The organism is Pseudoflavonifractor phocaeensis (assembly GCF_016901955.1).
Taxonomy (GTDB): domain Bacteria; phylum Bacillota; class Clostridia; order Oscillospirales; family Oscillospiraceae; genus Flavonifractor; species Flavonifractor phocaeensis_A.
The window spans coordinates 1-3,283 of the sequence record NZ_JACJLC010000154.1; the positions used below are offsets into that span (position 1 = coordinate 1).

Sequence of the window (3,283 nt, forward strand, 5' to 3'; positions counted from 1 at the left end):
ATGAGCATCATGGCGGCCAGGACCAGGCTGAGAACACGCTTGAGGTTTCTCATTTGGTATTCCTCCTTAATTTTTTTAGACTTTAGGCAAGGAAACAATTTATAGGCCTGCCCTCAATCCCTTGTCCCCCAAGCGATTCCGTATGCCCCGTTTGCTACCGGTAGCCGCGGGGTAGCCAATTAAAGTGCAAATAATGGAAAATTAACATCTCAAAATGACGTCGTAATAGTCAAATTAGACAGTAAAAAACGCACGCTGCACGGATACATGGAGTACCCGTCATAGCGTGCGCTCAGGCATAATAGACAAAGCCGGCGTCTAGGCCCCGTTCCGGGGCTGACGCCGGCTTTGTCCAGTCACAAAACTCAATTTTATGTGTGGTCCAGGAAGACCACCAGGGCACTGCCTTGGCTGGTCCCTCCGGCCAGCACTACTACCTGGGCGTGCTCCAGACCGGACAGACCCTGAGGCAGGTCCGTGCTGCCGTACCGGAAGCCAAGGCCGGTGACCATATCATAGGTCACATAGCCGGTATTGCTGTCCAGGTTGAGCACATAGCCGTCCATCACATTGGCGCCCCGCAGGGCAGTCACATCCACGTCAGTTGCCAGATAGGGGGTGTACTCGCGCATATCCGTCCCAACCTGGGACAAGGGCAGGAAGGTAATCTCATTGCCCTCCAGCACATAGAGCCAAACGGTCTTCAGTCCGGCGGCCGCGCTGGCGGTCAGTTGAGCGGCAGTGGCATCACCGGCACTGGCATCGTATACAAGCAAATCAGTGTTGCGAATCACCACGTCCCCCGGCTCCAGCCGGACGGTGGGCGCGTTGGCGGCGGTCCGCTCCCCCCGCCCCAGATCGGCAGCGGTGAGTGTGTGGAGAGCGGCCTGATACTGCCCTGAGCTGCCGGTAGCGGTGACCACGGTGACCGTTACGGCAGGGCCGACTGCGGGCAGGCCCAGCTCCTGATCAGCGGGAGTATAGATCCCTGCCGCATTTACCACGTTAGCGTAGCCGGTAGTCCGGGTGTCGGTACGCAAATCCACCACATTGCCAAACTGATCCAGGCAGAAGACCCCCTGGTCCTCCACAGTCAGATCGGGAACCCCGGCTACCCCGCCGCCCAGGGGGTAGGTAAGCCCGGAGATCTGGAGCGTATCCCCAGCCACAGCGGTTAGAGTGCCCTTCACCTGGGCAGTAGAATAGAGATAGGCCACGCCACCCGCTACGGTGTAGGTGACAGTATCGCCCACCTTGATGGGCCTGTCCACCACGACGGTGTCGGTTCCGTAGCCGCTCTGATAGTCCAGATAGCTGGTTCCACCTACGGTATAGGCAATCTTGCCAGGGGCGATGGTAATGCCGGTGACGGTGTCCACGGCGTACCGGAGCACCACAACGTCGGTGATCACGTTTTTCTCGTCGGCATACAGCTCTACTTGACACCCGTTGCCGGTGAGTTCGGCCAGGAAATCCGCCGTGGTGCGGCCCACAATGGCCACGGAGGACTGAGCGGTAGTGTTTTCAGGACCCACAAAGGTTAAATTGAGATTGGCATTGAAGCTGACGTTCTGGGTGTTGGATATCCGCTTGTTCACGGCGTAAAGGCTGCGGTCCCGGAGAAAATAGCCGCTGAGATCCACAGCCAGAGTGTCAGCATCGGTCCGGCTGGTCAATATGGCCACAGGAGTATGGGCGACGTAGTAAACAGTCTTCCCGCTCCACAGCCAGCCCCGACCGGGACGACCAAAGTTGTCGTAGGCGGTTACCAGCCGCAGCTCGGGGAAATAGGCCTCACAAAACTGCTGAACCCCGTCCCGGGTCTCGTTGTAGTCGTTTTCGTAGTAGCCCTCCACCTTGCCCACTGCCGGGCGGTCAGTGAAGATCTCATTGACGCTCTTGTAGCGCACCATATCGCAAACCAGCGTTTTATAGCACATCTGGGCCGCATCCTCGCGGTTCAGTGCCTCCAGCAGATTCATATTCTGGGGCGCAATGCCCAGGGCCAGGGCGGTGGAGGCTACATTCAGGATCCAGTCGCTGCCGGTATAGCCCTCAATGGAGGGGTCATAGCCCAGAGCCACCAGCAGCATTTTGGCAAAGGCCCCGCCGGTGAGGGGGGCTTCCGGGTCGAACTTGCCGGAACCGTCCCCGGAAAGAATGCCGTTTTTGACGCAATAGGCAATATAAGGGGCTGACCAGCGGGTGGATGCCACATCGGTGAACAGATATTCGTCGGCGGATATGGCCTCGGCCTCCTCTTGGCCCCCCAGCATATAGCAGATGATCTTGGCGGCCTGCTCCCGGGTCAGAATGCCTGCGGGGGAGAAAGCACCGCCGCTGCCCTGAAATACACCCACGGCGTTCATAACTGCCACCGCTTCCGTGTTGGAGATCTGGTCGGCGTCGGTAAAGGGTAGGTCTGTGGCCGATACCCCCAGAACCAGCCCGCCCAGCAGCAGCACTGCGGACAGGATCAGCGTCAACGCCCGCTTGATGATTCCCATGGTGGTTCCCTCCTTCGTTAGATAGTAAAAAGGAGCGGGATACTCCTGATTGTTCTATGTTAATCATACCTGATTCCCCGCCGCCGTCAACTGTTTTGGCCCTATTGTAATATAAATGTTACCTGGGAACCGTCGGGTAGCCGCAAAATGCGGTTGTATGGAGCAAATATATTTTCTCCAAGGAAACTATGCCAAAATGTTTCCATTTACTTGGATTTGTGACTGTTTTGAGCACCGCTAGCAGACTGTATCTGCACCGATTTTGGGGCAAAAACGGCTACCCTGCGGCTACCGGTAGCACACGGGGCATACGGAATCGCTTGGGGGACAAGGGATTGAGGGCAGGCCTATAAATTGTTTCCTTGCCTAAAGTCTAAAAAAATTAAGGAGGAATACCAAAATGAGAAACCTCAAGCGTGTTCTCAGCCTGGTCCTGGCCGCCATGATGCTCATGGGCATGATGGTCGTGGGCGCCAGCGCTGCGAACGCACAGGATTTCACCGACTACGATGAGATCCAGCATCAAGAGGCTGTCTCCACCATGGTGGCGCTGAACGTCATCGACGGCAAGGAAGACGGCTCCTTCTTCGCTCCCTCTGACACTCTGACCCGTGAAGAGATGAGCAAGATCATTGCTTACCTGATGAACGGCGGCGTGGAGCCTGTGACCGGCATCAAGCCCGTCCCCACCTACGCCGACATCGACGGCATCTGGTCTGAGAAGTACATCGAGTACGCCACCGTCATGGGCATCATCGCCGGTGACGGCGCCGGCA

The 3,283-nt window shown here is 57.3% G+C and carries 2 protein-coding genes; one reads left to right on the top strand and one right to left on the bottom strand.

All coding sequences use genetic code 11. The annotated features are described in order from the left end of the window. Positions 1–371: 371 nt before the first annotated feature. Entirely contained in the window at positions 372–2,507 is a 2,136-nt protein-coding gene (locus tag H6B51_RS16645) for an S-layer homology domain-containing protein (protein ID WP_204884719.1), read from the bottom strand. Positions 2,508–2,907: 400 nt separating this feature from the next. On the opposite strand from H6B51_RS16645, the gene H6B51_RS16650 reads away from it, so the two are divergent. Next, on the top strand, positions 2,908–3,283 hold a 376-nt coding region (locus tag H6B51_RS16650; protein ID WP_204884720.1), incomplete at its 3' end, for an S-layer homology domain-containing protein.

Bases quoted from the DNA above. Each gene is read 5' to 3' on its own strand.
- H6B51_RS16645 (WP_204884719.1), bottom strand. From the start codon at position 2,507: ATGGGAATCATCAAGCGGGCGTTGACGCTGATCCTGTCCGCAGTGCTG.